The organism is Exiguobacterium sp. s46, assembly GCF_018618875.1.
Lineage (GTDB): Bacteria > Bacillota > Bacilli > Exiguobacteriales > Exiguobacteriaceae > Exiguobacterium_A > Exiguobacterium_A abrahamii.
Genome location: NZ_JACSMY010000001.1, coordinates 1 through 24,738 on the forward strand (window position 1 = coordinate 1; position 24,738 = coordinate 24,738).

The window sequence follows — 24,738 nt, forward strand, 5'->3', positions numbered from 1 at the left end:
ACGATGAGGTAGATAGGTCACGGGTGGAAGCATGGCGACATGTGGAGCTGAGTGATACTAATCGGTCGAGGCCTTGTTCTAGCAGATGCATTGTTGATGACTTCAGTTTTGAGGGCGCGAGCCTTTCAAAAAAACGAAAAAAAGTCTTGACGTTATGTGAACATAATGTTAAGATAATAAATGTCTGGTGGCGATAGCCAAGTGGTCACACCCGTTCCCATGCCGAACACGGAAGTTAAGCACTTGAACGCCGAAAGTAGTTGGGGGCTTCCCCCCGTGAGGATAGGACGCTGCCAGGCGATCGTTCCGCAATAGCTCAGCGGTAGAGCAACCGGCTGTTAACCGGTAGGTCGTAGGTTCAAATCCTACTTGCGGAGCCATTTATTACTTCTTCACCACGTACAATGGAGAGCTGTCCGAGTGGCCGAAGGAGCACGATTGGAAATCGTGTAGGCGTCAAAAGCGTCTCAAGGGTTCGAATCCCTTGCTCTCCGCCATCATCACTTTCAATTCATAATGGCCCGTTGGTCAAGCGGTTAAGACACCGCCCTTTCACGGCGGTAACACGGGTTCGAATCCCGTACGGGTCACCATTTATAGCGTCGCGGGGTGGAGCAGTCTGGTAGCTCGTTGGGCTCATAACCCAAAGGTCGTCGGTTCAAATCCGGCCCCCGCAATTACATACGGTCCTGTGGTGTAGCGGTTAACATGCCTGCCTGTCACGCAGGAGATCGCGGGTTCGAATCCCGTCAGGACCGCCATTGTTAAGGCTTTGTAGCTCAGTTGGTAGAGCAAAGGACTGAAAATCCTTGTGTCGGCGGTTCGATTCCGTCCAAAGCCACCATCTTTATTAACAACATGATTTTCCCATTTGTGGGGGGGTAGCGAAGTGGCTAAACGCGGCGGACTGTAAATCCGCTCCCTCGGGTTCGGCGGTTCGAATCCGCCCCCCCCCACCACCATAGGGGCATAGTTTAGCGGTAGAACTACGGTCTCCAAAACCGTCAGCGCGGGTTCGATTCCTGCTGCCCCTGTTTACCATGGCGATTGTGGCGAAGTGGTTAACGCACCGGATTGTGATTCCGGCATTCGTGGGTTCAATTCCCATCAGTCGCCCTCTTATTATTGGGCTGTAGCCAAGTGGTAAGGCACTGGATTTTGATTCCAGCACGCGAAGGTTCGATCCCTTCCAGCCCAGCTTTTCAAGCGGAAGTAGTTCAGTGGTAGAATACGACCTTGCCAAGGTCGGGGTCGCGGGTTCGAATCCCGTCTTCCGCTCCAATGAGTGGCGCCATAGCCAAGTGGTAAGGCAGAGGACTGCAACTCCTTTATCGTCAGTTCGATTCTGACTGGCGCCTCCAACTATTTCTCAATTAAATAGTTTTGCAAGAGATTGTGCCGGTGTGGCGGAACTGGTAGACGCGCACGACTCAAAATCGTGTTCCTTTGGAGTGTCGGTTCGATTCCGACCACCGGTATCTTGCGGGTGTAGTTTAATGGTAAAACCTCAGCCTTCCAAGCTGATGACGAGGGTTCGATTCCCTTCACCCGCTTTATACTTTTTACACAATCTGATGTTTCACCTGATCATGCGGGTGTAGTTTAATGGTAAAACCTCAGCCTTCCAAGCTGATGACGAGGGTTCGATTCCCTTCACCCGCTTACTAAAAAAGAGCAATGTGTCGTTTTCGCTGACACCTTGCTCTTTTTGTTTAGGAATGGGATTTTAAAGAGGAAAGGAGTAGATCGTGATGGATGGTGTACAATTGAAATTGGCTTTACAAGAGTACGCAGCAGAGATTGGAATCGATGAGCTGAAGGTGACGACGGCTGATCCGTTTCTTGTTTTAAAACGTAGACTCCAAGCACAACAGGAGAAAGGATTTGCTTCTGGTTTCGAAGAGCCCGATCTCGATCTACGAACGACTCCTGCGTTACTCGTAGAAGATGCTGCTTCGATCATTGCCATTGCGGTCGCGTATCCAAGTACTCTCAAAAATGCACCTCGTGGCAAGGAAGGGGAGCGACGGGGGATTTTTTGTCGATCGTCCTGGGGACTGGATTATCACCAGGCGTTGCGACAACGCTTGACGTTACTTGAAGAAAAAATTCAAGAATTGAGTCCAGGTGCAAGGACGCGCTCGATGGTCGATACAGGAGAACTCGTCGATCGAGCAGTAGCAGAACGAGCAGGTATCGGATTCAGTGGGAAAAACTGCTCGATCATCAGTGAGGAGCACGGATCCTATCTCTATCTTGGTGAACTGATTACAGATATCGTCCTACCGCCTGATCAGCCAGTCGAAGAATTATGCGGGACATGCAATAAGTGTATCGACGCTTGTCCGACGGATGCGCTTGTTGAACCTGGCGTCATCGACGCTAAACGGTGTATCTCGTTTTTGACGCAGACGAAAACATTACTACCAGAACCATTCCGAATGGCGCTTGGGAACCGTCTATACGGTTGTGATACGTGTCAGCAAGTATGTCCGTATAACCGGAAGAAGAATGCGACACATCACGCTGAACTGCAGCCGGATCCAGAACAAGTCAAACCGCTCTTAGTTCCACTCTTATCCATGAGTAACCGTGAGTTCAAGAGCCGGTTCGGTACGTTGTCTGGCGCATGGCGTGGAAAAAAGCCGATTCAGCGTAATGCGATTTGTGCGCTCGTCCATTATCGAGACAAGAGCGCGATTGAGGCGCTACGGTTAATGACAGAAACGGATGCCCGGGAAGACATGCGGGCGCTTGCACTCTGGGCAGTCGGTCGAATTGGTGGAATTGAAGAAAAGTCATATATCGAATCACGTCTTTTAGCCGATACTGCAGTGGATGTGCAGACAGAAGGACAACGGTTACTTGAGGAGTGGGGGGAAGCAGATGCCATTTCAACAGCTCACTTATGAGTTTGGTACATTGCTCGTCGCATGGGAAAAAGAGCACATCGTGTATCTCGATTTTGGATTGAATGAAGAGCGTGCTCGAACCTATTTGCAAGAAGAAACCGACGACGGTGAATTACCGAAAGCTTGGCGCATGGCGTTTGATCGTTACGCAGGAGGCGATCGACAAGCGCTTGATACACTTCCTTGTCAGTTGCGTGTCACACCGTTTGCGGAGCAAGTGTTGCACGCTTTACGAACCGTTCCGTTTGGTCAGACGATCAGTTACGGTGAACTAGCTCGAATGATTGGGAAACCAAAGGCAGCACGAGCCGTTGGTGGTGCCTTGAACCGGAATCCGATCGCGTTAATTTATCCGTGTCACCGTGTCATAGGGGCGACTGGTAAACTGACGGGTTTTGCAAGTGGGATTGCCCATAAAGAAGCGCTTTTAGCGCATGAGATAGGAGAGAATTGAACCATGGCTATTCATGTCGTTATGTATCAACCGGAGATTCCTCAAAACACAGGAAATATTTCACGCACATGTGCAGCGACGCATTCCGTCCTTCACTTGATCCGACCGCTCGGCTTCTCGACGGACGATAAGCAGCTTAAACGTGCAGGTCTTGATTACTGGGAATTCGTCGATGTCCGTTATCATGATTCGTTAGAAGAACTGTGGGAGAAGCATCCGGAAGGTATTTTCTACTATATTACGAAATATGGAGAACAGTACCCGAGCCAAATTGACTTATCGGATGTTGAACAGGATTATTTCTTCGTCTTTGGTCGGGAAACAAAAGGATTACCGCTTGAAGTCATCGATGCGAACGCAGAGCGTTGTATCCGTCTACCCCAATCGAATCTCGTTCGCTCACTGAACGTCTCAAACACGGCAGCGATCATCGTCTATGAAGCATTGCGTCAGCAAGGCTATGCAGGACTTCTGTAACGTAAGATAAGCAAAAGCTCCATCCTGAAGTAGGATGGAGCTTTTATGAATTATTCGTTACCTTCAGGTTTTTTGTTGTAGCCTGCAGTGAAGATTGCTGTCAAAAACGCAAGACTTACGCCGACCATTAAGATAAATGCCATTTTTGTTTCCCCCTTCAGTCTCTTGAACCGATATAATCTATTATAGTATACCTGTAAGTGAAATTGTGTGCTACATATGAATTTTCTATGAATGGAGACTCCACATGCGTACGAATGTTTACCTATTAAGTTATGCTCCGCTGATCAGCATCTTGTTATTTAGTACGTCCCTTGCGATTGCAACGACGGAACTTGCATTACATTGGCTCGATCAAGTCGGCGTGTACGATGAACTACTGCAACTCTTGACGGCACGCGATACGAAGCTTGTCGTTTGGCTTGGTTTTTTGATCGTTTACTTCATGATCTTTAGTTCACTTAAACTATTGTCAGATACGATCAATCAGCTCGGTTTTGCCTTTTTTATCAAGGAACAAGAGGGTACGACACTCGGCATGTTACGTCCGGGTAGTATTCTGTTACTTATCGGAGGTTGTGTCAGCTTTGCCTTCATGACGTCCTTCTTGCATGTCGGAATCGTGTTGCTTGTGTCTTTTTTCATCTATTTTATCTTTTACACGGTACAAATTAGTAAAATGACGAGTGCAGCAGGAGCCGTCGGTTTGATTATCTTTTCTTTCTTAGCCTGGGGTGTTCTGCTTGCTGGTCTATCGTGGGTCGGTCTGACTTTATTCAATTCGTTCGGGGAAGCGATTTTATTTCCGAGTTGACTTAAGGACGTAAAATCGTCGCCCACGTCTGGACTTGTAACGTTGCATTCGCCTCAACAGGGAAGGGACGCGGGCGATCTGCCCCTAGCCAAATCCCTCCGATATGTTGATTTTTAATACCGACGAACCACATGTCTTTGTTATCGTTCGTCGTTCCTGTTTTTCCTCCGATATAGCGCGCAGAGGAATCATATCCTTTGTGTCCCGTTCCATACGTCATGACATTCTTTAAACCAGCCCGTAATTCCCGGTTCGTCTGACTGGACCAAATCCGTTGTTCTTTTTCTTGTGGTCGTTCGACCGTTCCATTTTTAAGCGTAATACTTTTGATCATCGATGCCGGTCGATAGATCCCGTCATTGACGAATACGGAATAAGCGTTCGTCAGTTCATATGGACTGATCCCGTATTGCAACCCACCTAGGGCACTCGTAAAGGCATCATCCTCACGTGTCCATTGGCTAAACTGGAATGGACGGATGGACTTCAATCCTTCCCGGAAAGAGACAGCAAATGCTCGAATTGCTGGTGTGTTATAGGAATAAGCGATCGCATCGGCAATCGTTACTTGTCCGAGAATTCGATTTCCGCTATTTGACGGACAGTATCCATCGATACAGACGGGACTACCGTCTAACGTGCTCGACAAGCGGGCTTTCGTCTTCTCAAGGTAAGGACCGTAGACAAGTAACGGTTTGATGGCTGAACCAGGTTGTCGGTACGACTGCACTGCTCGGTTGAACTGACCTGTCAAATTCGATTTGTAGCCGACAAGAGCCGTGACCCCGTGTGTTTGTCCGTCGATGCCAACATAAGCCCCCTCAATCGGGTTGGGTAGATTGCGAAGAGCTTCCTTAGCCCGTCGTTGTTCTGCTGAGTCGAGATATGTCGAGATGACCGCACCTTGTTGATGCAGATATTCTGCAGCATGCTTCTCACTCCAACCCTTTTTTTGAGCGGTCATCCGAACAGCAGCTTGAACGGTGGCATCGATATAGTCCGGATAAGGGACACTCGGTTTATAGGATCGAGGCGACACACGAGAAATAGCAAAATCTTTCGTCAGTACACGATCGCGTATTAACGCTTGAACGATTCGTTGCTGACGTTTTTTTGTGTTTTCAGGAAAGCGCAGCGGGTCATAAAGAGAAGGATTATTCGGAATTGCTGTCAGAAAACTGATTTCAGACCAACTTAACTCGCGTGCCGGCTTATTGAAATAGGATTTTGCGGCAAGTTCGATGCCATAAATATTATTCGCGAAATAGGCTTGATTGACATACGCTGTCATCAGTTCTTTTTTCGAATATTTTTGCTCCAAAGACACAGCAATTAACAACTCTTTTATTTTTCTAGTATATGTTTTTTCGTTTGTTAGATATGTCATTCTTGCTAGTTGTTGTGTGATCGTACTGCCACCTTGAGATTTAGAATCAGACTGGTTTTTCGTAAACGCGCGTAAGATTCCTGTGATGTCATATCCGTCATGTTGATAGAAACGCTGATCTTCGATAGCAACAAACGCTTGCTCGACTTTTTTCGGCAATGTTCGAGGTGTTAAGTCATCCCGTCGCAATCCGTCATAGAGCTCGACCCGTTTGTTTTCATAGGTTACGGTGATTGGTTGGTAGGAGGTCAGTGGATGTCGTGTCGTCTGTTCATCGGCCCAGAAAAAAAGTGTGCGTGCTGTTTTTAACTCATCTTTAATTGAAAATAAGGAAAACAGAAGCATCATCGTAAGACCAAGTAAGACGAGATATCCTGTCGTAATTCGCATGAGAACTCCTTTCAAAAAGCCATTTCATTCCTATTATCGGTCTTTTATGGAGAAATCAATAGATTTTTTTTCGATTTTTGTATTTTAATAAACCTATTTTGCAGGAATGTTATATTAAAAAGAGAAAAGATTGGGTATATAGAAGTATCTGTGGATTTTAGAACGCGAGTCATCTGTAAAAAAAGAGCATAAAATGGAGGGGACGAAATGGCTAAAAAGAATGTCGTTGCGATGTTACTTGCAGGCGGAGAAGGGAAACGTCTGGGAGCTTTGACGAAACACACTGCGAAACCAGCTGTTGCATTTGGAGGAAAATACCGGATCATTGATTTCCCACTTTCGAACTGTACGAACTCAGGAATCGATACAGTTGGCGTGTTGACGCAATACGAACCATTAGAGTTGAATCGATATCTTGGCATCGGAAGTCCATGGGATTTGGATCGCCGTAATGGCGGATTAACGATTCTTCCACCATACCAAGCACAGAACGGCAAAAACTGGTATGAGGGCACAGCAAATGCTATTTATCGAAACATGAGTTATATCAATCAATTTGACCCTGAATATGTTCTTGTTCTATCAGGCGACCATATTTATAAAATGGACTACGAAAAGATGATTGAGGAACACCGTGTGACAGGTTCTGATGTCACGATTTCCGTACGTGAAGTACCATGGGACGAGGCACCGCGATTTGGTATCCTCAATACGGACGATGACTTACGAATCAATGAATTCGAAGAAAAACCAAAAAATCCGAAATCAAATCTTGCATCGATGGGGATTTATGTCTTTAACTGGGATATCTTAAAACGCCACTTGATTCAAGATGCCGGCGATGCGGAATCAAGCTTTGACTTTGGTAAAAATATCATCCCGAACATGCTTTTTGAAAATCTCAATATCCGTGCGTATAAATTCAAAGGATACTGGAAAGACGTCGGGACGATTCAATCCCTTTGGGAAGCGAACATGGATCTATTGACGGCAGAGCCTGAATTCGATTTGTATGAACCGTCATGGAAAGTACATTCGGTCAACCCGAATCAGCAACCACAATACATTGGAAACGCTGCGACAGTCGAGACATCGATCATCAACGAAGGATGCCACATCGAAGGAGAAATCAATCATTCGGTTCTCTTCTATGGTGTCGATGTAGCAGAAGGATCACTCGTCAAAGACTCGGTCATCTTCCCGAACGTCAAAATCGGACGAGACGTCACGATTCACCGGGCGATCTTAGCAGATGGCGTGATCGTAGAAGATGGTGCAACGATTGGTTCTCCAGACGGAGAAGTTTTCGTCATCGAAGCAGACAGTATCGTCAAGAAGAACGAAGTCATCAAAGAAGCGATTCAATAAGGGGGATATTCGAATGAAGGTCGATTTATTAGGTGTCATCAATCTGAGTGGGGAAGAAGGCTTTTTCAAGGAATTGACGGAGCATCGTAACTTAGCGGCAGTTCCATTTGCAGGGCGTTATCGGTTGATCGATTTTACATTAACGAACATGGTACAAAACGATATCGCGAACATCGGGATTTTTACGCTCGAGAAATATCGTGGAATGATGGATCACCTTGGATCAGGAAAGGAATGGGATCTTGACCGTTCAAACGGCGGACTCTATATCTTCCCACCTGCATTGTCACAAGATGCGAACGAGTTCCGTGGGGATCTATCGAACTTCCACCTTCACCGTGATTTTTTCCTTCGCAGTAAAGAGAATTATGTCGTCGTCTCTGGTTCAAACATCTTATCCGCGGTGGATTATCGCGATGTATTACGTGAACATAAAGAATCGAATGCGGATATTACGGTCGTCTATACGAAGCGTGAACTACCTTGTAAATACTGCCGCCCGATCCGTTTTGGTGAACAGAATCGCGTGACAGCGATTGGATCACGCGGATTCCAGCCGACGGATGAGACGTTCTACATGGAGACGGTCGTTCTATCGAAAAATCTCTTTGTTCGTTTAATTGATGAAGCGATTGCTCGTGGTGAGTACGATTTACTTCAGAGTATCATTCGTTCGCAACTGAACCGTCTACACGTGCACGGTTATGAGTACAGTGGTACATCACAAGTCATTCACTCGCTTCGTTCATACTATCGTGAGAGCATGCTGTTGCTTGAACAATGGGGAGCAATCAATGACTTCCAGCACGTCTATACGAAAATCAAGCATGAGCCACCGACACGTTATCTACCGGGTTCTGACATCAAGAACTCACTTGTCGCGAACGGCTGTAAATTAGAAGGAACGACGACGGACAGCATCTTGTTCCGTGGTGTCAAAGTCGGTAAACACGCTCGTGTCAAGAATTCGATCATCATGCAAAAATCAGTCATTGAAGAAGGCGCGGTCGTCGAGTACGCGATTCTCGATAAAGAAGTCACTGTCAAACGCGGTCAAGTCATCCGCGGAACGGCAGAAGAACCAATCGTCATCAAAAAACAAACAATCGTTTAAAGGAGATGTCACTTATGAAGGTATGGTTTGCTGCCACGGAAGCGACACCCTTCATCAAGACAGGGGGGCTAGCTGACGTCGTCGGCTCGCTCCCTTTAGCGCTTGCTGAGGAAGGTGCAGACGTTTCAGTCGTTTTACCTAATTATGGTCAAATCAAGGAACAGTATAAATCAGAGATGGAGTTTTTATTCGACTTCATCGTGCCTGTCGGCTGGCGCCAGCAATTCGGTGCAGTTCTCCGTCTGAAACAAGATGGTGTGACGTTCTATTTCATCGATAATGAGTACTACTTCAAACGGGATGGCGTCATTTATGGACATTACGATGATGCGGAACGGTTTGCGTATTTCTCACGTGCTGTCCTTGAGATGATTCAACATTTGGATCGAAAGGAAGTACCGGACGTCATCCATTGTCACGATTGGCAAACAGGTGTGATTCCAGCGTTCTTACGCATCCATTATCAACACCTCGAGCGCTATCAAGACATTAAAACGGTCTTTACGATTCACAATCTACAATACCAAGGTGTCTTCCCGGAAGAAGTGCTTGGTGACTTACTTGGTTTGAGTCATGAACATTTCACAGCGGATGGGATTGCTCATAACGGGCTCGTCAATTACATGAAGGCAGGACTCGTCCACTCCAATCAAATCACGACAGTCAGTCCAACGTACCGTGATGAAATCATGGATCCGTATTACGGTGAGACACTTGAGCCGGTCTTGCAACATCGCGCTGTCGACGTGCGTGGCATCTTGAACGGGATCGACTATCGTCAATTTGATCCTGCGCATGATACGCATCTCGTTGAGACGTATTCCGTTGATACCGTCACGGAAGGAAAAGCAAAAAACAAGGCGGCTTTACAAGAGGAACTAGGTCTCCCAATCAATCCGGACGTACCATTGTTCGGTTTCGTATCTCGTCTTGTCGACCAAAAGGGAATCGATTTACTCGCGCATATTTTACCAGACTTGTTCGAACTCGATGCGCAGTTCATCATTCTCGGATCGGGTGAAGCGGAATATGAAGGATTGTTCCATCATGCGACATCGATTCGTCCAGACAAAATCGCTTCTTATATCGGATTTGACGTTGGTCTCGCACAACGGATCTACGCGGGCAGTGATGCCTTCTTGATGCCATCGCGTTTTGAACCGTGTGGTCTCAGTCAGTTGATTTCGATGAAGTATGGCTGTTTACCGGTCGTTCGGGAAACAGGTGGGCTCCGTGATACGGTCAAACCGTTCAATCAGTTCACATTAGAAGGAAATGGATTCTCGTTCGCGAATTATAATGCACATGAGTTTTTAGAAGCGATTAAACGTACGATTGAGGTGTATCATGATCGACCAGTCTTTGATCATTTGATTGAGACAGCGATGAATGAGGACTTCAGTTGGTTGCGTTCAGCCGACGAATACTTGGCGTTATATCGTTTGATTGCACCGTCCGCCACTTGATCGTATCACTGGGAAAAGGGGTTACGTCATGTTCAAAGATAAAGAGAAGTTCAAGGAGAGGTTTACGGAACGATTCGTTTCGATGCATGGCAAGGCAATAACGGAAGCAACAGAAAACGATATTTATCAGACACTTGCCTATCTGGTACGCGAGACGGTCACGACCGATTGGTTACGGACGAAGGAAACATATATCCATAAAAAAAGTAAGCAAGTCTATTACTTCTCACTCGAGTTTTTACTCGGACGTTTCCTGCATAACAATCTATTGAGTCTTGATGTCTTAAAGGATGTCGAGCGGGGACTTGAAGAACTCGGATATCAGCTCAGTGATTTGACGGAAGAAGAGCCGGAACCTGGACTTGGGAACGGGGGTCTCGGACGTCTCGCGGCGTGTTTCCTTGATTCCCTTGCTGCGCTCGGTCTTCCTGGACACGGGAACGGGATCCGGTATCAGTATGGTCTCTTCAAGCAAAAAATCATCGATGGTTATCAAGTCGAGTTACCGGATAACTGGCTGAAGAACGGGAACATGTGGGAAATCAGACGTTCTGATAAAGCAGTCGATGTTCCATTCGGTGGACACGTTTGGCTTGAAGAGGTCGGTGATGGATATCGCGTCCATCATGAACCGGCTGAAATCGTCCGTGCTGTTCCGTACGATATGCCGATCGTCGGCTATCAAAACAATGTCGTCAATAACCTGCGACTTTGGAGTGCTGAGTCTCCACTTGATGATGATGAATTACTTAGCCAATACCGTGGGAACTATAAAGATTTACTGGCACATAAACAATCGATTCAGACGATTTCAGAATTTCTGTATCCGGATGATACGACGTATGAAGGAAAAGAGTTGCGTTTGAAGCAACAATATTTCTTCGTCTCTGCTGGATTACGGAGTATCTTGACGTCCTTTAAAAAGCGAAATCATTCATTGAAGCAACTCGGCAACCATATCGCTATCCATATCAACGATACACATCCGGTCGTCGCGATTCCAGAGTTGATGCGGATTCTTGTCGATGAAGAAGGATTTGGCTGGGAAGAAGCATGGCGCATCACGAAGAGTGTCATGTCGTTTACGAACCACACGTTACTGTCAGAAGCACTCGAGCGCTGGCCGATCGATTTGTTCCGTCGCTTATTACCGCGCATCTACCTCATCATCGAGGAAATCAACCGACGCTTCTGTAAGGATGTGCTTGCGAACTATCCACACATGGAAGCGCATATGCGAGATATCGCCATCATCGCGGATGACCGGATCAATATGGCGAATCTGGCTGTTGTCGGCACGCATTCGACGAATGGTGTCGCTCAGATTCATACTGAGATTCTGAAGCAGCGCGAGATGCGCCTATTTTATGAGATGTTTCCGCTTCGCTTTAATAATAAGACGAACGGAATTACACATCGTCGCTGGTTCCTCTCATCAAACCCAGCACTGGCAAATCGTGTGACAGAAGCAATTGGGGATAGTTGGATTCAGCATCCGTCTGATTTGCAAAAGTTGACGAAATGGGCAGAGGATTCAGCATTACAGAAGGACATCGCCGAGATCAAACTTCAGCGCAAAGAAGAATTAGCGTTGCTCATTGAAAAAGAAACCGGTATCGTCGTGGACCCAACCTCGATTTTTGATGTTCAAGTCAAGCGATTGCATGCGTACAAACGTCAACTCTTGAATGCGTTACACATTCATTCGCTCTACTATCGTCTGAAGGAGGACCGTTCCTTCACGATGACACCGCGGACATTCATCTTTGGTGCAAAGGCGGCGCCAGGCTATCATTATGCAAAAGAAGTCATTCGTTATATCAATGCGTTAGCTCGCTTGATCAATCAGGATCCAGACGTCAGTCCATACTTAAAAGTCGTCTTCCTAGAAAACTATCGTGTATCGCTTGCTGAGAAGATTTTCCCGGCAAGTGACGTCAGTGAACAGATTTCGACTGCAAGTTATGAAGCCTCTGGAACCGGCAACATGAAATTCATGATGAATGGCGCATTGACGATTGGAACGCTCGACGGAGCGAACATCGAAATTCGAGACGAGGTCGGGGATGTGAACATCTTCATCTTCGGCTTAACACCGCAAGAAGTCATGAATTATAAACAATACGGCGGTTACAGTGCATACGATCAATACAGTGCCCAACCCGAGCTACGACGGATCATCGATAGTCTCGTCGATGGAACATTATTTGCTCCAGGTGAATTCCAAGCGATTTACGATTCATTATTGACGTATAATGATGAGTATCTGATCCTGAAAGACTTCATGTCGTATCAACAAGCGCAAGAACGAATCGATCGGATGTATCAGCAACCAGAAGAATGGTATAAACGCGTCATTCTTAATATTGCACGGTCAGGTGTGTTCTCAAGTGACCGCACGATTAAAGAGTATGCGAATGCGATCTGGAACATCAAACCGATTCAACTCTGAACAAAAAGACACTGACAGATGTTTCTGTCAGTGTCTGATGCTTACGAACGGGAGACATCTTCACCACGGCTGACCCAATCACTATAAGAGCCGGCGTAAAGCCGGACATCGGTTTTCCCGAGTGAATGGAGAGCGATGACATTGACACACGCTGTCACACCACTTCCACAATAGAGGATAGGGGCTGTGACCGGTAGGATGTCGGCGTACAATTCTTTCAAATCTTCCGCGTCCCGTAAGCGACCATCTGGTGAGAGTGCTTGTTCAAAGAAACAATTCACGGCACCTGGAATGTGGCCGGCGACGTGATCGAGTGGTTCGATTTCTCCACGGTATCGATCGGGCGCACGGGAATCGATGACCATCGTTTCTGTCAGCTGATCTTTCAACTCTTCGAACGAGACGAGCATCTCATCTTGAAAACGAGGCGCGTACTGAGAAGGTTCATAAGTAGGAACGTCGTCCGTGACCGGAAGATCGAACGCTAGGTAAGAGGAGAATCCGCCCTCAAGGACGACGACACGCTCATGTCCGATCCATTTAAATAACCACCAGGCACGAGCGGCATACGGAAAACCATCGTCATACAAGACGACGAAGTCGTCCGGTGTCACACCATGCTGTTCCAGTGTGTGTTGCCACGCTTCTTTTGAAGGAAGCGGATGCCGACCGCCGACCTCATCGATGGGACCGGAAAGGTCAGTTGTTAAATCCAGGTGCTGTGCACCTTCGACGTGTTGTTCCAAGAAAGCATTTCGTCCATATTCAGGTTGTTGCAAGTCATATCGGCAGTCAAACCAGCGAATCTGATCCGTTCGGACGAGCTGTTGAAGATCTGCCATTTGAATCGTAGGAAACATGCCTCATCACCTTACCCTTTCTAGTGTTAATCATATGAAAGGTATCGCATCATCGCAAGTCTTACCCTCATTTAAAAAAGGAGTCGATTTACCATGTCATGGAAAGAAACCTACCAAAAATGGGATCAGTTCGCTGATTTAGACAGTACATTAAAAGAAGAGTTAGTCACGTTAGCAACGGATGAAAAAGCAGCCGAAGAAGCATTCTATAAAGAACTCGAGTTCGGAACAGGTGGTATGCGTGGGGAAATCGGTGTCGGGACGAACCGGATGAACGTATATACGGTCCGAAAAGCATCACAAGGGTTCGCGGCATTCATTAAGGCGTCGGGGGAAGAAGCGGCAGCAAAAGGAATCGTCATCGCACACGATTCACGCCATTTCTCACCAGAATTTGCGCTAGAGGCGGCACGTACGCTCGCAAGCAACGGCATCAAAGCGTATCTGTTTGACGGTCTACGTCCGACACCGGAACTTTCGTTTGCAGTTCGGTCTTTACAAGCAGCGGGCGGGATCGTCATCACGGCGAGTCACAACCCACCAGAGTACAATGGCTACAAAGTATATGGAGATGACGGTGGACAACTTCCGCCAAAAGAAGCAGATGAACTCGTTTCGTACGTCAGCCAAATCGAAGATGAGCTATCGATTGAACTTGAGCAAGAAGAAGTCCTTCGCGCGAACGGTTTGATCGTCCGTGTCGGAGAAGAGCTCGACGAGGCGTATCAAGAAAAATTACAAACGATTCGTGTCTTACCTTCGATTCAATCGGAATTAGCGGATCCACTTAAAATCGTCTTCACACCACTTCACGGAACAGGTCTTGTGCCGGTAACAGAAGGCTTGAAACGGTATGGATTCGAACACGTGACAGTCGTTAAGGAGCAAGCAGAACCAGACGGTGCGTTCCCGACCGTGACGTCACCGAACCCGGAAGAACATGCTGCCTTTAAACTGGCGATCGAATATGGTGACCGGACAGATGCCGACATCTTGATTGCGACGGATCCCGATGCTGACCGTGTCGGAGTCGCAACACGTGATGCAGACGGAGAATGGACAGTCCTGACAGGGAATCAGACGGGAGCGTTATTGCTCGACTACATCCTTTCACAAAAAGCGGCGCAAGGAACACTGCCAGCGAACGGATTCGTCGCGAAGACGATCGTTACGTCGGAACTCGGCGCGTTGATTGCACGTCACTATGATCTTCATGTCGAGAACACGTTGACAGGCTTTAAGTTCATCGGGGAAAAAATCAAACAATACAACGCATCGGGTCAATATGAGTATCTCTTCGGATACGAGGAGAGCTATGGTTACCTTATCGGTGACTTCTGCCGAGACAAGGATGCCGTCCAAGCGTGCTTGTTAGCTGCTGAGATGGCTGCGTACCATAAGAAAGAAGGACGGACGCTCTATGAGGCATTACAGGCGATTTACGAGCAGTTCGGGTACTTTGAAGAGTCACTCCGCTCTCTGACACTCAAAGGGAAGGATGGCGTGGAACAGATCGGTCGTATCATGGATACGTTCCGTGAGAATCCGCCAAAACAAGTGGCTGGAGAACAGGTCGTCTTATTCGAGGACTATGATGCGAGCATCGCCCACGATTTGAAGACACATCAACCTTCACCGATCAACTTGCCAAAATCCAACGTACTGAAGTTTACGCTTAGCGATGGATCATGGTTCTGCCTTCGTCCATCGGGTACGGAACCAAAAATCAAATTCTACTTCAGCGTCACGTCACCAGATGCTGCTGAGACGACACGGAAACGTCAGCAAATCGAAGATGAAGTCATGCAAGAAGTCGAACAAATTCAATAAGTCCCATGCAGGATCACGTCATCGACGGGGTCCTGTTTTTTGTCTGAGAGCATCAAAAAGTGAAATCCGTGCAACCGGTACCATTTTGGGGTACAGTAAACAAGATAGAGTTTATACGATAGGGGAGTGGAAGATAGATGGAACGGATTCAACTAACAGAAGATTTATCATTCTCACGCATCATTCACGGCTTATGGCGATTGAATGAATGGGTGATGACGAAAGAAGAGCGGCTTGAATTGATCGAAGCATGTCTTGCTTTAGGAATTACGACGTTTGATCACGCAGATATCTATGGCGATTACACGAATGAACGCTTATTCGGAGAAGCGCTTGCTTTAAAACCGGAGTTACGTGACCGAATGGAGATCGTTACGAAGACGGGCATCAAGATGAAAGGGAATCATTTCTCGGATCAGTCGTTGTCATTCTACGATACGACGAAAGAGCATATCATCAAACAAGTCAACCGTTCTCTTCAAGAACTCGGTGTCGAGTACGTGGATACGTTGTTGATTCACCGTCCAGATCCGTTGATGGACCCGAACGAGATTGCTGAAGCGTTCGTAGAGTTGAAGGACGCAGGAAAGGTACGGACATTCGGTCTCTCGAACCATACACCTGCGCAACAAAGTCTGATTCAGTCGCGCTTACCATTCATGCTCGTGACGAACCAACTCGAGTTGTCGGTTTCGGAACTGAAACATTTCGAGGACGGATCCGTTGATCTCTGTCATGAAAATGAGATGCCGTTGATGGCATGGAGTCCGCTTGCGGGAGGTCGTCTCTTCAAGGACGAGCAATATGCTCCGTTACGCGAAAAATTAGCTGAGATCGCAGAGACGATCGGGGCAGAAGAAATCGACGAAGTCGCATATGCATGGTTGCTCAAACATCCAGCACGTATCATGCCAATCGTTGGTTCTGGTAAGATTGAACGCATCGAATCTGCGGTTCGTTCGACGAAATTGTCGTTGACACGCGAACAGTGGTTTGAGATTTTGAAGGCATCACGTGGTCGTGACGTCGATTAATTGATTTTGAGATAGAAGCGGATCAATGCGTAAATTGTCCGTTAGCGAAATAAAGTGAGGGGATCGTTTCCGATATATCATCCGGAAGCGATCCTTTCTTTCGCTTACGTATAGAACATATGTCAAAAAGTAAACAAAAAAAGCCCCATCTCAAGGGGGAGGAGAGATGGGGGAATCTATGAGGTTAAGCTTCTAAGCGAAGCATCTCCTGACGGTATTTATCTAAACGATCTTTACTTGCTGACATGGCAGCTTGGTCATTGGCTTGAATCGCATCGAAGAGCGTACTGAGCTCATAATCGATTTCGAGACGTAGCACTGGAATTCGCTGCTCTGCATCTTGTCTACGGAAAGCTTCAATTACTTGTTTCATCTCGGCCACGCTCCTTTATAAGTTGTCAGATAATTCTGATTTTTATTAGTATACTTGATTATTCCCGGATTGCCTAGTGCTAAACCTAAAAAAATCTAAAAAAACACACTTGAAATCCTGACGGTTCCAAGTGTGGAAAATTCATTCTGGAATGCTGAATCGTGCCTCTAAGCGATGTTGAACACTTTGAATGAGCGTTGACATGATCCAGTAAATCGCAGCTGAGAATAGCAGCAACGGCATGACGAGATACGTCGTAGCTGAAATCTGGTCAGAGACGTATGTCAATTCTTCGACAGCAACAATCGTACCGAGTGATGTCGATTTGATGATATCGATGACAGAGTTCGAAAGCGGTGGAATCGCCCGAGATAGTGCTTGCGGCAAGATGACGTCCTTGAATGTCTTACGACGCGGAATACCGAGCGAATCAGCTGCTTCCCATTGTCCACGATCGACAGAGGAGATGGCAGCTCGGAACGATTCTGAGATATACGCAGAAAAGTGAAGCGATAAGCCGAAAGCGAGAGCTTGGAATCCAGTCAATTGAAGGACAACGAGACCATTGTATAAAATCAGGATTTGTAACAGCAATGGTGTTCCTCGGAAGAAGGAGACGTATAAACGTGCAAAACCGCTAAAGACGGCAAGACGGCTATCACGCAAGACGGCAAGAATCAACCCGAGAATAAGCGCAAAGACGATGGCGAGACCACTTGCTAGAAGGGTCGTACCAATCGCCTTTGCGTAGACGTCCGAGTTATCCCGGACGATCGTCAGTAATTCACTCACTTACTGATATCCTCGTTGAAATACTTCTCACCGATTTTTGCAAGAGTGCCGTCTTCTTGCATCTCAGCGAGTGCTTTATTAAAGTCTTCTGTATACTTGCTGTTTTTCGCCATCATGAAGCCTGATTCGTTCTTATCGAACGTCTCACCGACCGCTTTGACTTTATAGCCTGCTTTTTTCAGCTCCGTTAAAACGAAGAGACGATCGTTCATAGCAGCATCAACACGACCTGCTTCAAGATCTTTTAAGACTTGGTTCGCACCTTTGTAGTACTTCACTTTCGCGCCAGCTTCTTCAGCCGTTTTGGCATAAAGTGAACCTTGTGTCGAACCGACTGTCTTTCCTTTTAAGTCGTCGAGTGTTTTGATGTCGTTCGTTTTATTGTTGACGATGATCGTTGAACCAGAGACTGTATACGCATCAGAGAAAGCGTATTTTTCTTGGCGCTCAGGCGTGATTCCCATTTGGTTCGCGATGACATCGATTCGTTTTGAATCGAGTGCTGGGATGAGTCCTTTGAAGTCCATCGCTTTGTAATCGACTTTATAGCCGGCACGTTTTGCGACTTCGTTCATGACGTCTACGTCATAACCTGTCAATTTTCCTTTTTCTTTATACGTGAAAGGTGGGTACGTTGCTTCTGTACCGACTGTAATGACTTTTGACTCTTTATCAGAACCTGCGTTGTCGTTCGAAGCGCCGCATGCTGCAAGCACCCCCGCTGTCGATAATGCTGCTACAGCTAATTTCAAACCGTGTTTCATAGCGCTCTCTCCTTTATAAATGAATGATTTCAATTCCTAGTTTTCGAATAGGATTAATTTTAAGCTACAAGCAGTATCATACAAAGTTACAGGAACGTCTGTCAATAAAAAAGACTGCCCTTAAAAGGACAGTCTGAAACATCGTAACTGATCGATGATGCGATTAACGGATCGTTGCTTCCGTCGCAGAGTCGAAGAAGTGTGCTTTCGTCATATCGAAGAAGAGATCAAGCTGCGATCCCATCTCGACGTGTGAACGCGAATCAACACGTGCCGTGAACGCTTGTTGTCCGACTTTTGAGTAGAGGTAAGACTCTGCACCCATCAATTCGGAGACTTCGATATGTGCTGGGAAGCGGTGTGCTGTTTTCGTGTCTTGGTAGATCAATTCCGCATGGATGTCCTCTGGACGAATTCCGAGGACGAGATCCTTGTTCGTGTAACCACGGTCGCGGAGAACTTTCATTTTTCCTTCTGGTACTTCGAACTTCTCTTCTGTTCCTGAAACGTGGAAGAGACCGTCTTCCGCTAATTTACCTGTCAAGAAGTTCATCGATGGTGAACCGATGAATCCGGCAACGAACATGTTATCTGGGTGATCATAGACTTCTTTCGGCGTACCGACTTGTTGAATGATACCCGCTTTCATGATGACGATTCGTGTCGCAAGCGTCATCGCTTCCGTCTGATCGTGCGTAACGTAAATCGTCGTCGTCTCAAGACGTTTGTGTAACTGAATGATTTCCTTACGCATTTGTACACGTAATTTAGCATCTAAGTTCGAGAGCGGCTCATCCATCAAGAAGACTTTAGCATCACGAACGATGGCGCGACCAATCGCTACCCGTTGGCGCTGACCACCAGAGAGTGCTTTTGGCTTCCGCTCGAGGTATTCTTCAAGACCGAGGATACGAGCTGCGTTATCAACGCGTTGCTTGATTTCATCTTTAGGGAACTTCCGAAGCTTTAATCCAAATGCCATGTTATCGAAGACGTTCATGTGTGGATACAGCGCGTAGTTTTGGAAGACCATCGCGATATCGCGATCTTTTGGCGCTACATCGTTCATGCGTTTACCGTCGATGATGAAATCCCCACCTGAGATTTCTTCGAGCCCAGCGATCATCCGGAGCGTCGTTGATTTACCGCAACCTGATGGTCCGACGAAGACGATGAATTCTTTATCTTTAATGTGAAGGTTGAAGTCATCAACCGCTTTTGCATCACCTGAGTAGATTTTATCGATATGTTCAAGACGAATTTCAGCCATGTGTAGTTCCCCCTAATGTAAATGATGAAATAATAACGCTTACAAGATTTAGTATAAAAGAAGTCAGGGAGTCTGCCTATGGACAACCTGACTAAATGCAAACGTTTTCAATTAGGCATCATGCTACAAGAAGTAAGGTATAGAGGAAAGTAGCACCTTCAAATGAGCGAACATCGATTCCAGTCTGCTCCGTCAACCGGTCGAGTCGATACTGGAGGCTATTTCGATGTAAGAATAGATGTTTTGCTGTCAGAGAGACGTTCAAATTAGATCGACAAAAAGCAAGGATTGTCTCACGAGACTCTGGCTCGAGGGAACGAATGAACTGATCGACGAGTGTCGCGCGGTGCCGGTCATCTAGACTCGCAAGACGAATCATGGCAGGCAAGAAACGTTCGATGTGCATCGAAGGAACGAAAGCAAGCGCTGCTTGTTCAAGTTGGAACTGAACGGCGATATCGCCTGCAGCACGTTGTTGACCAAGCAATACCTTACCGTCGAGTACAAAATCAGATTGTAACGCTAAAAATAAATCGGATAGTTCAGACTCAATGACAAACTCTTCGCGTTCGACGACCGTGAAGCGGTGTGTGCTAAAAGGAATAAGGATGCTCGTCTGCGAAAAGAAAGAGGAGAGCAATTGTTGAATTTCTTCACTTGTCCGTTCATCGGTTGGATTGAACAAAAAATGGACAAGTCGGAACGACTGATCTTCGAGGGCATGAGCAGATTGGATACGCTCTCGCCATAGATCGATATCAGACTGCGACGTCGTAATGATGCGTTCAGCGAATACATCAAGCAGTTGTTGTTCGCGGTCAGAGATGGCGGTCGCCTTGATTCCAAAACAGAGTCCATCTTCAAGGCGATATACGCTATACTGTTCCTGGCAATAAACATTCGGATCGGTCGTAAGCTGGTCATTGAATACAGTCATCAGTTGTCGTAACACACGGCATCACTCCTAAATCGTACATAACTATCTCGACTTTACCATAAGTCGAAAATCGGAAGGAATGATAACTTATGTCAGATACGTTTTTACTCGTATTGAAACTTGTCGGAATCATTGTCATTGGGGCCCTGATTGGCGCAGTCACGAATCATCTAGCGATTCGGATGTTATTTCGACCACTTGAACCGAAATACATCGGAAAATTTCGCGTACCCTTTACGCCGGGTCTGATTCCTAAACGGCGGGATGAACTGGCAGCGAATCTCGGACGGACGGTCGTCAAGCATCTTTTGACGCCAGAAGGGATCGGGAAACGTCTCGCATCACCAGCTGTTCGTGGAGCCGTCACGCGACTTGTCGAACAAGAAGTCATGAAATGGACACGCTCGGAAGAGACGACGGAAGCGTGGATTAGTCGCTTCATCGACGAACCCAAACAACGGATCCAAGGGAAAATCAGTTATCACTTGGAGCAGGAGTTTTCGCTTCTCATGGGTAAATGGCGTGAAAAATCCTTACGCGAGTTGATCGGGGAAGCCGGAGAACAAAAAATCGAGGAGGTCATGCCAAGACTCATCACATCCGTATTGCACCAAGCAGAGGAATATTTTGATGGACCAGAAGGACGTCTACAACTCGAGGAAACGGTTGCTCGTTTCATCCAACAGCGACTCGGAGGTGGGATGTTCGGGATGTTGCTCGCGAACGTCAACGTCGTTGATATGATTCAGCCGGAGCTGAAACGGGTACTTCAATCAGAGTCGACGTCTCAGTTCATCCTTGCCTTATTACGTCAGGAATGGCAAAAGGGACTGGATCGTCCACTGTCGTCCTATATGACGGAAGAGACGGAGTCGCGGATTCGACAGACCGTCAAAGAACAAGTCTTGGCGCGTTTACCGATTGAATCGATGCTTGCTACACCATTACGCGTCTGGTTGAATCCACTCGAATCACAATTACTCGAGCAACATGTCCCTGTCGTCATCGATCATCTATTCGAACGGACGACGAATCAAATCGGGCAAATCTTGCAGACGCTCGATCTCGAAACGATTGTTCGAGAAGAGGTCGGTTTGCTGGATACTGCATATCTCGAAGAAATCGTCTTATCGATTTCTAAGCGAGAATTCCGGGCTATCACTTGGCTTGGAGGGTTGTTAGGTGGTTTAATTGGATTGATACAGGCGGGGCTTTATCTCGTCTAAACAAATTGGAGGTTTTACTCATGGCAGAAACAAACTTATACGATCACGCGTACACACTGGAGCGTGCATTACGTGAAACTTCGGAGTATACGACATTAAAAGACTTGTACACGCAAGTTAACGCGGATCCGGAATCAAACGAATTGTTCGCGTCGTTCCGTAACATCCAACTCGAATTACAACAAAAACAGATGCAAGGTGAAGAAATCACACCAGACGATATGGCATCTGCCCAAACAAAGATGCTTGAAGTACAAAACAACCCACTAATCAGTCAGCTGATGCAAGAAGAGCAACGGATGCACACGATGCTGACGGAAGTCACACAAATCATCATGAAGCCGTTAGAAGAACTCTACGCGCCAATGATGGAGCAACAAGACGACGTTCAATAAGTAATCAAAAGGAAGACGGCCATAGTGGCGAGTCTTCCTTTTTTGTATGGCTCAAGATGAAGTAGGGACGATCCGTGGCAAATAAGCGCGCTCGAAATGAATGAGACGACCGGAACGTGTGACACGTGCTGCATGATGGGCGTACCCACTCTCATTAAGACGCCGAATCCCTTTTTCTCGTGCCTGTCCATCTGTTTCTGCTTCAAAGACGTCATCGAGTAACGTTTCACCACGATCTGAAAAGACTGTAATCGTATACTGCATACTTGTTCCTCCCTTGTCCGATTGGTCTTGTATTTAGTATAGTGAATCACTATTCATTTTACAAGCGTAAGTCCATATCCTGCCACGTCAGTTGTCTCGCAGCTGGAGGAGTAGTCAGGTGACTGACCGTCATACCAATCAAGCGGATCGGTCCGTCGAAGGTGATGCCATTGAACAGTTTCGTTGTTTCCTCAAGTAATCGTTCTTCGTCCGCCGTCTCTTCTGAAAATGTATGCCGTTTCGAACGTGACTGGAATGTATCGGTCTTCCACTTGATCGTGATCGTCCGGCAGACGAGTTCTTTTTTTTGAAGACTCGCAATGACGGATTTTGATTCTCGAATCAACGTCTCAAATATCGTATCGATATCCTCCGTATCTTCTTCAAATGTTGTCTCAGAACCAATCGATTTTCGCTCGCGTTCCGGACGAACCGGACGCTCGTCGATCCCGTGTGCCATCGCATGCAGTTCCGTTCCGCGATCACGTCCAAGTATTGCTCGTAATTGTTCGACCGGCATTGCTTGGACATCTGCGACGGTTTCAATCCCTTGCTTTCGTAACGCTTGTTCCGTGACTTTTCCGACGCCATGTAAATCTCCAATTTTTAATGGAGACAAGAAACTGAGGACGTCCTCTGGAGGAACGACCGTCAAGCCGTTCGGTTTCTCGTATCCGGAAGCGACCTTCGCGACGAGCTTAGAGTTCGAAACACCAGCAGAGGCCGTCAGACCTGTCCGTTCTTTAATTTGCTGAAGAACATATTGCGCGATATAGGTCGCACTTTTTTGATCAAAATAATTTTCCGTGACGTCAAGATACGCTTCATCAAGCGAGAGAGGCTCGACGAGCGGTGTCACTTCTCGAAAAAGCGCCATGATTTGCGCACTGACAGCTCGGTAGACGTCAAAGCGGGGACGAATGAAGACCGCACGGGGGCAAAGCTGGAAGGCACGTCTTGACGGCATCGCGCTATGGATCCCGTATTTCCGTGCTTCATAGGAACAGGTCGCTACGACACCACGTGCATGAGGCGGTCCACCGACGACGACGGGAACACCTTTTAATCGAGGACGATCGCGTTGCTCGACGGAAGCGTAAAAGGCGTCCATATCAATATGAATGATTTTTCGTTCCATCGTACAAGCGTCTCCTTTCAGTAGATATGATACAATTAGTATAACGAACTTATGTTCTGATATCTATTTTTTTGGTCGACTGTTCTTTGGCATCCGAACAAGAGCGCCTAACCATCCGCGCCAGCGCATCCAGTAGAAGATGCCACCGGTCGAGAGAAAGATCAGTCCTAGGGATAGGGCGTAACCGTATTTCCATTCTAATTCCGGCATGATTTTAAAGTTCATCCCCCAAATCGCACCGAGAGCCATCGTTGGTGTCGCGACGGCAGTAAAGATTGTTAATGCCTTCATGATTTCGTTTCCACGGAAGTTCGAGACGGTCGTCGATAAGTCGAGCAGGACCTCAATGTCTTTTTGATAATGTTCGATGAGCATCAACAGACGGCGGACACGTTTCGTAGCTAGTTTCAACGAGAGATCCTCGAGATACGCGTCCTCATCGAGAAATGATTCTTCGCCAGCCATGACGAGCTCTTGAAACGGAACGATTAAATCGGACCAGTTCTCGATCGTGTCGCGTAAAGCGAAGATGCTATCGAGTGAATCTTCATTGATGCTACCGCGCAGTTCATCTTGTCTTGAGAACAGTTCCGTCTCAAACTGATCGATACCGGCAAAATACGTGTTCAGCTGTAAAGCAAGAATCGTATAAAAAGCCGCAAAGGGATGCGCGGGAGAATAGGGAGCGACCAGGGACACGATTGAATCCGACAATCCGATTGTGATGAGTTTTTCTTTCGTTACGTAAAAGCAAATCGAGCGGCGGTCACTTTTGTCGACAGGATTTTGCCAGGTGACGACAGCGCCATAGAGAACCCCTTTTTCCGAGCGGGTGAAGTTCATGTCTTTCGATCGCAGCTGTGTGACCCAGTCCATTTCGGATTGGTCGACGGCAGCCGTCGGAAAGGTTTGTTCATAGTCAGCTAAATCGAGATAGCGGGACCAATTAAATTGAGGTTCCAGTTCCATGTTCATGACTCCCATATAGTAGAATGAAATAGTATATGCCTTAAGTGTAGTC

22 protein-coding genes, 15 tRNA genes and 1 rRNA gene are annotated in these 24,738 nt (G+C 46.8%); 28 read left to right on the plus strand and 10 right to left on the minus strand.

The genetic code is table 11. The annotated features are described in order from the left end of the window. The first annotated feature begins 183 nt into the window (after nt 1-183). The 20 genes from rrf (at nt 184) to KNQ08_RS00100 (ending at nt 4,657) form a co-directional block, all read left to right on the plus strand. A 5S ribosomal RNA gene (gene rrf, locus KNQ08_RS00005) occupies nt 184-299 on the plus strand. Nucleotides 300-305: 6 nt separating this feature from the next. Further along, nucleotides 306-380: transfer RNA gene (locus tag KNQ08_RS00010), tRNA-Asn, on the plus strand. A 26-nt stretch (nt 381-406) separates the two neighbouring features. Further along, nucleotides 407-497 (plus strand) — tRNA-Ser (locus KNQ08_RS00015). A gap of 21 nt (nt 498-518) precedes the next feature. Further along, a tRNA-Glu gene (locus KNQ08_RS00020) sits at nt 519-593 on the plus strand. 10 nt (nt 594-603) lie between these two features. Continuing rightward, nucleotides 604-677: transfer RNA gene (locus KNQ08_RS00025), tRNA-Met, on the plus strand. Between the two features lie 8 nt (nt 678-685). Further along, nucleotides 686-761, plus strand: a tRNA-Asp gene (locus KNQ08_RS00030). Between the two features lie 7 nt (nt 762-768). Then, a tRNA-Phe gene (locus KNQ08_RS00035) sits at nt 769-844 on the plus strand. A gap of 31 nt (nt 845-875) precedes the next feature. Then, nucleotides 876-959, plus strand: a tRNA-Tyr gene (locus tag KNQ08_RS00040). Nucleotides 960-963: 4 nt separating this feature from the next. Further along, nucleotides 964-1,034, plus strand: a tRNA-Trp gene (locus KNQ08_RS00045). A 9-nt stretch (nt 1,035-1,043) separates the two neighbouring features. After that, nucleotides 1,044-1,116, plus strand: a tRNA-His gene (locus KNQ08_RS00050). A gap of 10 nt (nt 1,117-1,126) precedes the next feature. Continuing rightward, nucleotides 1,127-1,198: transfer RNA gene (locus tag KNQ08_RS00055), tRNA-Gln, on the plus strand. Between the two features lie 8 nt (nt 1,199-1,206). Next, a tRNA-Gly gene (locus KNQ08_RS00060) sits at nt 1,207-1,281 on the plus strand. A gap of 6 nt (nt 1,282-1,287) precedes the next feature. Then, nucleotides 1,288-1,361, plus strand: a tRNA-Cys gene (locus KNQ08_RS00065). Nucleotides 1,362-1,397: 36 nt separating this feature from the next. Beyond that, a tRNA-Leu gene (locus KNQ08_RS00070) sits at nt 1,398-1,478 on the plus strand. Between the two features lie 4 nt (nt 1,479-1,482). Further along, nucleotides 1,483-1,553 (plus strand) — tRNA-Gly (locus tag KNQ08_RS00075). 38 nt (nt 1,554-1,591) lie between these two features. Beyond that, a tRNA-Gly gene (locus KNQ08_RS00080) sits at nt 1,592-1,662 on the plus strand. Between the two features lie 89 nt (nt 1,663-1,751). Further along, on the plus strand, nt 1,752-2,912 hold the full coding sequence (gene queG, locus KNQ08_RS00085) for a tRNA epoxyqueuosine(34) reductase QueG (RefSeq protein WP_050677727.1): 1,161 nt from the start codon (nt 1,752-1,754) through the stop codon (nt 2,910-2,912). Continuing rightward, nucleotides 2,887-3,366: a methylated-DNA--[protein]-cysteine S-methyltransferase gene (locus tag KNQ08_RS16940; protein WP_214804341.1), complete on the plus strand. Its 480-nt coding sequence runs from the start codon at nt 2,887-2,889 to the stop codon at nt 3,364-3,366. Before queG ends, KNQ08_RS16940 begins: the two co-directional genes overlap by 26 nt. 3 nt (nt 3,367-3,369) lie before the next feature. After that, entirely contained in the window at nt 3,370-3,843 is a 474-nt protein-coding gene (gene trmL, locus KNQ08_RS00095; RefSeq protein WP_023467320.1) for a tRNA (uridine(34)/cytosine(34)/5-carboxymethylaminomethyluridine(34)-2'-O)-methyltransferase TrmL, read from the plus strand. A gap of 247 nt (nt 3,844-4,090) precedes the next feature. Next, nucleotides 4,091-4,657, plus strand: coding sequence for a DUF5366 family protein (locus tag KNQ08_RS00100; protein WP_029340917.1), 567 nt, complete (start codon nt 4,091-4,093; stop codon nt 4,655-4,657). Between the two features lies 1 nt (nt 4,658). Here KNQ08_RS00100 and KNQ08_RS00105 read toward each other — a convergent pair whose 3' ends face one another. After that, nucleotides 4,659-6,434, minus strand: coding sequence for a transglycosylase domain-containing protein (locus KNQ08_RS00105; RefSeq protein WP_214804343.1), 1,776 nt, complete (start codon nt 6,432-6,434; stop codon nt 4,659-4,661). A 207-nt stretch (nt 6,435-6,641) separates the two neighbouring features. Here KNQ08_RS00105 and KNQ08_RS00110 point away from each other — a divergent pair, with 207 nt between their 5' ends. The 4 genes from KNQ08_RS00110 to KNQ08_RS00125 are packed head-to-tail and all read left to right on the plus strand — an operon-like array spanning nt 6,642 to nt 12,834. Next, nucleotides 6,642-7,802, plus strand: coding sequence for a glucose-1-phosphate adenylyltransferase (locus KNQ08_RS00110; protein ID WP_023467324.1), 1,161 nt, complete (start codon nt 6,642-6,644; stop codon nt 7,800-7,802). A gap of 13 nt (nt 7,803-7,815) precedes the next feature. Further along, nucleotides 7,816-8,916 (plus strand): glucose-1-phosphate adenylyltransferase subunit GlgD, encoded by a 1,101-nt coding sequence (gene glgD / locus KNQ08_RS00115; RefSeq protein ID WP_023467325.1) that lies wholly within the window; start codon nt 7,816-7,818, stop codon nt 8,914-8,916. 14 nt (nt 8,917-8,930) lie between these two features. Continuing rightward, entirely contained in the window at nt 8,931-10,382 is a 1,452-nt protein-coding gene (gene glgA, locus KNQ08_RS00120; protein ID WP_149426891.1) for a glycogen synthase GlgA, read from the plus strand. Nucleotides 10,383-10,410: 28 nt separating this feature from the next. Next, entirely contained in the window at nt 10,411-12,834 is a 2,424-nt protein-coding gene (locus tag KNQ08_RS00125) for a glycogen/starch/alpha-glucan phosphorylase (RefSeq protein WP_214804345.1), read from the plus strand. A gap of 41 nt (nt 12,835-12,875) precedes the next feature. Here the strand turns inward: KNQ08_RS00125 and KNQ08_RS00130 are convergent, their stop codons facing one another. Further along, the gene (locus KNQ08_RS00130) at nt 12,876-13,694 is read right to left on the minus strand and encodes a sulfurtransferase (RefSeq protein WP_149426893.1); all 819 of its coding nucleotides are present in this window, start codon (nt 13,692-13,694) and stop codon (nt 12,876-12,878) included. A gap of 93 nt (nt 13,695-13,787) precedes the next feature. Here KNQ08_RS00130 and KNQ08_RS00135 point away from each other — a divergent pair, with 93 nt between their 5' ends. Together KNQ08_RS00135 and KNQ08_RS00140 are read left to right on the plus strand one after the other, a co-directional pair. Then, the gene (locus KNQ08_RS00135; RefSeq protein ID WP_149426894.1) at nt 13,788-15,524 is read left to right on the plus strand and encodes a phospho-sugar mutase; all 1,737 of its coding nucleotides are present in this window, start codon (nt 13,788-13,790) and stop codon (nt 15,522-15,524) included. A gap of 137 nt (nt 15,525-15,661) precedes the next feature. Then, the gene (locus tag KNQ08_RS00140) at nt 15,662-16,558 is read left to right on the plus strand and encodes an aldo/keto reductase (RefSeq protein ID WP_214768879.1); all 897 of its coding nucleotides are present in this window, start codon (nt 15,662-15,664) and stop codon (nt 16,556-16,558) included. Between the two features lie 184 nt (nt 16,559-16,742). Here KNQ08_RS00140 and KNQ08_RS00145 read toward each other — a convergent pair whose 3' ends face one another. The 5 genes from KNQ08_RS00145 to KNQ08_RS00165 form a co-directional block, all read right to left on the minus strand. After that, on the minus strand, nt 16,743-16,931 hold the full coding sequence (locus tag KNQ08_RS00145; protein WP_023467331.1) for a hypothetical protein: 189 nt from the start codon (nt 16,929-16,931) through the stop codon (nt 16,743-16,745). A gap of 141 nt (nt 16,932-17,072) precedes the next feature. After that, nucleotides 17,073-17,723 (minus strand): amino acid ABC transporter permease, encoded by a 651-nt coding sequence (locus KNQ08_RS00150; RefSeq protein WP_214804347.1) that lies wholly within the window; start codon nt 17,721-17,723, stop codon nt 17,073-17,075. Further along, nucleotides 17,720-18,487 carry a transporter substrate-binding domain-containing protein gene (locus KNQ08_RS00155; protein WP_047396216.1) on the minus strand — a complete coding sequence of 256 codons (768 nt, stop codon included), beginning with the start codon at nt 18,485-18,487 and terminating at the stop codon, nt 17,720-17,722. The genes KNQ08_RS00150 and KNQ08_RS00155 overlap by 4 nt, the downstream gene beginning before the upstream one ends. A 163-nt stretch (nt 18,488-18,650) precedes the next feature. Beyond that, nucleotides 18,651-19,757: an ABC transporter ATP-binding protein gene (locus KNQ08_RS00160; RefSeq protein WP_023467334.1), complete on the minus strand. Its 1,107-nt coding sequence runs from the start codon at nt 19,755-19,757 to the stop codon at nt 18,651-18,653. 118 nt (nt 19,758-19,875) lie between these two features. Then, a complete protein-coding gene (locus KNQ08_RS00165; protein ID WP_214804349.1) occupies nt 19,876-20,709 on the minus strand; it encodes a PucR family transcriptional regulator in 834 nt (277 codons plus the stop codon). Between the two features lie 74 nt (nt 20,710-20,783). Here KNQ08_RS00165 and KNQ08_RS00170 point away from each other — a divergent pair, with 74 nt between their 5' ends. Together KNQ08_RS00170 and KNQ08_RS00175 are read left to right on the plus strand one after the other, a co-directional pair. Then, nucleotides 20,784-21,920: a DUF445 family protein gene (locus KNQ08_RS00170; RefSeq protein WP_214768886.1), complete on the plus strand. Its 1,137-nt coding sequence runs from the start codon at nt 20,784-20,786 to the stop codon at nt 21,918-21,920. 20 nt (nt 21,921-21,940) lie between these two features. Further along, the gene (locus KNQ08_RS00175) at nt 21,941-22,315 is read left to right on the plus strand and encodes a YlbF/YmcA family competence regulator (protein WP_023467337.1); all 375 of its coding nucleotides are present in this window, start codon (nt 21,941-21,943) and stop codon (nt 22,313-22,315) included. A gap of 51 nt (nt 22,316-22,366) precedes the next feature. Here KNQ08_RS00175 and KNQ08_RS00180 read toward each other — a convergent pair whose 3' ends face one another. From KNQ08_RS00180 to KNQ08_RS00190, 3 genes are all read right to left on the minus strand, one after another. Next, the gene (locus KNQ08_RS00180) at nt 22,367-22,579 is read right to left on the minus strand and encodes a YhzD family protein (protein WP_214768889.1); all 213 of its coding nucleotides are present in this window, start codon (nt 22,577-22,579) and stop codon (nt 22,367-22,369) included. 58 nt (nt 22,580-22,637) lie between these two features. Further along, nucleotides 22,638-23,717: a DNA polymerase IV gene (dinB, locus tag KNQ08_RS00185; RefSeq protein WP_214804351.1), complete on the minus strand. Its 1,080-nt coding sequence runs from the start codon at nt 23,715-23,717 to the stop codon at nt 22,638-22,640. Nucleotides 23,718-23,780: 63 nt separating this feature from the next. Continuing rightward, entirely contained in the window at nt 23,781-24,686 is a 906-nt protein-coding gene (locus tag KNQ08_RS00190) for a magnesium transporter CorA family protein (protein ID WP_023467340.1), read from the minus strand. Between the last annotated feature and the right edge of the window lie 52 nt (nt 24,687-24,738).

What these genes read in the sequence shown, in the direction of transcription:
- KNQ08_RS00155 (WP_047396216.1), bottom strand. Translation starts at nt 18,487, where the DNA reads ATGAAACACGGTTTGAAATTAGCTGTAGCAGCATTATCGACAGCGGGG.
- dinB (WP_214804351.1), bottom strand. Translation starts at nt 23,717, where the DNA reads ATGGAACGAAAAATCATTCATATTGATATGGACGCCTTTTACGCTTCC.
- KNQ08_RS00170 (WP_214768886.1), top strand. Translation starts at nt 20,784, where the DNA reads ATGTCAGATACGTTTTTACTCGTATTGAAACTTGTCGGAATCATTGTC.
- KNQ08_RS16940 (WP_214804341.1), top strand. Translation starts at nt 2,887, where the DNA reads ATGCCATTTCAACAGCTCACTTATGAGTTTGGTACATTGCTCGTCGCA.
- KNQ08_RS00130 (WP_149426893.1), bottom strand. Translation starts at nt 13,694, where the DNA reads ATGTTTCCTACGATTCAAATGGCAGATCTTCAACAGCTCGTCCGAACG.
- KNQ08_RS00105 (WP_214804343.1), bottom strand. Translation starts at nt 6,434, where the DNA reads ATGCGAATTACGACAGGATATCTCGTCTTACTTGGTCTTACGATGATG.
- KNQ08_RS00160 (WP_023467334.1), bottom strand. Translation starts at nt 19,757, where the DNA reads ATGGCTGAAATTCGTCTTGAACATATCGATAAAATCTACTCAGGTGAT.
- KNQ08_RS00145 (WP_023467331.1), bottom strand. Translation starts at nt 16,931, where the DNA reads ATGAAACAAGTAATTGAAGCTTTCCGTAGACAAGATGCAGAGCAGCGA.
- KNQ08_RS00110 (WP_023467324.1), top strand. Translation starts at nt 6,642, where the DNA reads ATGGCTAAAAAGAATGTCGTTGCGATGTTACTTGCAGGCGGAGAAGGG.
- KNQ08_RS00100 (WP_029340917.1), top strand. Translation starts at nt 4,091, where the DNA reads ATGCGTACGAATGTTTACCTATTAAGTTATGCTCCGCTGATCAGCATC.
- KNQ08_RS00175 (WP_023467337.1), top strand. Translation starts at nt 21,941, where the DNA reads ATGGCAGAAACAAACTTATACGATCACGCGTACACACTGGAGCGTGCA.
- KNQ08_RS00125 (WP_214804345.1), top strand. Translation starts at nt 10,411, where the DNA reads ATGTTCAAAGATAAAGAGAAGTTCAAGGAGAGGTTTACGGAACGATTC.
- KNQ08_RS00180 (WP_214768889.1), bottom strand. Translation starts at nt 22,579, where the DNA reads ATGCAGTATACGATTACAGTCTTTTCAGATCGTGGTGAAACGTTACTC.
- KNQ08_RS00140 (WP_214768879.1), top strand. Translation starts at nt 15,662, where the DNA reads ATGGAACGGATTCAACTAACAGAAGATTTATCATTCTCACGCATCATT.
- glgD (WP_023467325.1), top strand. Translation starts at nt 7,816, where the DNA reads ATGAAGGTCGATTTATTAGGTGTCATCAATCTGAGTGGGGAAGAAGGC.
- KNQ08_RS00190 (WP_023467340.1), bottom strand. Translation starts at nt 24,686, where the DNA reads ATGGAACTGGAACCTCAATTTAATTGGTCCCGCTATCTCGATTTAGCT.
- glgA (WP_149426891.1), top strand. Translation starts at nt 8,931, where the DNA reads ATGAAGGTATGGTTTGCTGCCACGGAAGCGACACCCTTCATCAAGACA.
- queG (WP_050677727.1), top strand. Translation starts at nt 1,752, where the DNA reads ATGGATGGTGTACAATTGAAATTGGCTTTACAAGAGTACGCAGCAGAG.
- trmL (WP_023467320.1), top strand. Translation starts at nt 3,370, where the DNA reads ATGGCTATTCATGTCGTTATGTATCAACCGGAGATTCCTCAAAACACA.
- KNQ08_RS00135 (WP_149426894.1), top strand. Translation starts at nt 13,788, where the DNA reads ATGTCATGGAAAGAAACCTACCAAAAATGGGATCAGTTCGCTGATTTA.